The sequence below is a fragment of the Microvirga sp. P4_G7 genome (assembly GCF_056401005.1).
In genome coordinates, this window is the sequence record NZ_JBFUKD010000793.1 from 1 (window position 1) to 1,534 (window position 1,534).

At 58.4% G+C, this 1,534-nt stretch carries 2 protein-coding genes; both read right to left on the minus strand.

Going from position 1 to position 1,534, the window contains the following annotated elements; translation table 11 throughout:
• A partial coding sequence (locus tag AC1DT3_RS20715; protein ID WP_477467084.1) for an ABC transporter substrate-binding protein occupies positions 1 to 479 on the minus strand: 479 nt, incomplete at its 3' end.
• A 19-nt stretch (positions 480 to 498) separates the two neighbouring features.
• Positions 499 to 1,239: a GntR family transcriptional regulator gene (locus AC1DT3_RS20720; RefSeq protein WP_477467085.1), complete on the minus strand. Its 741-nt coding sequence runs from the start codon at positions 1,237 to 1,239 to the stop codon at positions 499 to 501.
• Positions 1,240 to 1,534: the final 295 nt, after the last annotated feature.

The following is a 1,534-nucleotide window of genomic DNA, read 5'->3' on the forward strand; positions in this document are numbered from 1 at the left end:
TTCACGAGCTGCGCCAGGAGCGCCGGATAGGGTCCGTCGGTTGTCAGCTTCACGCTGCCGTTCGCCGTCACTTCGGCGTTGAGAATTTTGTTGAACTGCCCGAGTTGCGGACTCGAAAATTTAGGATCGATGATCCGTTTGACGCTGAACGCCACATCCTCCGGGGTCAGCTTCTGGCCGTCGTGAAAGCTGACGTCGTCTCGAATCTTGAACTCGATTTCGGTGTCCGAGAGATTTTTCCACGCGGTGGCGATCTGCGGAACGATCTCTCCCTTGTCGTCGCGCGTGACGAGATTGTCGAAAATATTGCGATAGACGAAGTAGCTGTCCGGGTTCCATTGGACATGCGGATCGAGCGAAGAGGGTTCGTTCACGAGATCGACCGTGAAGCGATCCTTGGCCATGGCTGCAGTGGAGACGGAAGCGGCAAGGCAAAGGCTGACGAATGCGGCAGAAAGCTTCGTTCGTTTGTTCGACATGTCGAATTTCCCTTGGTTTTTACGTCGTCTTTCCTCTGGTCTGGTTTTGTCTCGCAGGGCTGTCCGGACGCAGGGCATTCGTGCCGCCCTCGGAAGTCCGACCCATTTTGCGAGCCTGGTTGTCTCCAGGCATTGACGCGAGCGGTGATCGCAGACGCAACAATGCGTCCGCTACGAATTGATGGAAACGTTCGATATCCAGGAGTATTTCCGCTGTCGCGGTGGCGCGGTCATGCTGCGCGAGAGCTTTGACCAGCGGCCTACGATTGGACGTGAAGAAGCGAGCTTCAGAGTTCTCCAGGAAGTGGATCACCCGTGCGGAGTGATCCCAGATTTCGCAAAGCCACTTGCTCAGGAAATGGCCGCTGTTCCCGGCGAGGATTTCTAGGAGCTGGCGATCGGTGGCGCGCGCGGTCACGAGCGATTGCGGATCGTCGCGGCCAGCAACGGCGGCATTCATCATCGCCAACGTATCGAGTTTCTCCAGGGCCGGCTGGCCGGGGAAGCGCTCGAGCAAAAGCGGTTCGACCTTGCGTCGCACAGCGATGAGATCGCCGATCAGCTCGCCCGTCACGGGCGCGGCCTGCCATCCCTGACGGGCTCGAGACGTCACCAGCCCTTCGGCGGCGAGTGAGGCCAAGGCGACGCGGATGCTGGCTCGGCTGAGTTCGAAGCGCGTCTCGAGTTCGGTCTCCGCAAAAGCGGATCCAGGCTCGATTTCGCACGTGAGCAAAGCATGCCGCAGTCGCTTCAGACCCACCRCATTCTTGCTTTGGGGACCCGGCGGTCTTTGTAAGGAAAAGGGTGAAGATCGATCCAGCATTCGTCGAGAAGAACATAAACCGTGACATCTCACAAGGTGATTTGTGAGATGTCACGGATCGGATTTACGATCTCGACAAGGCGCCCTGTGATGCGGGGGCGGTCGCACGTCGTCATTCGTTCGACGTTCTAATCCGCCCACGTCATCCGATTGAGAAAGAGGCTCTCGTTCGGGGTCGGTTGCCATTTGAGATGCTTGGTGGCGCCGTAGATCGCCGCGCTCTGGTAGAGCG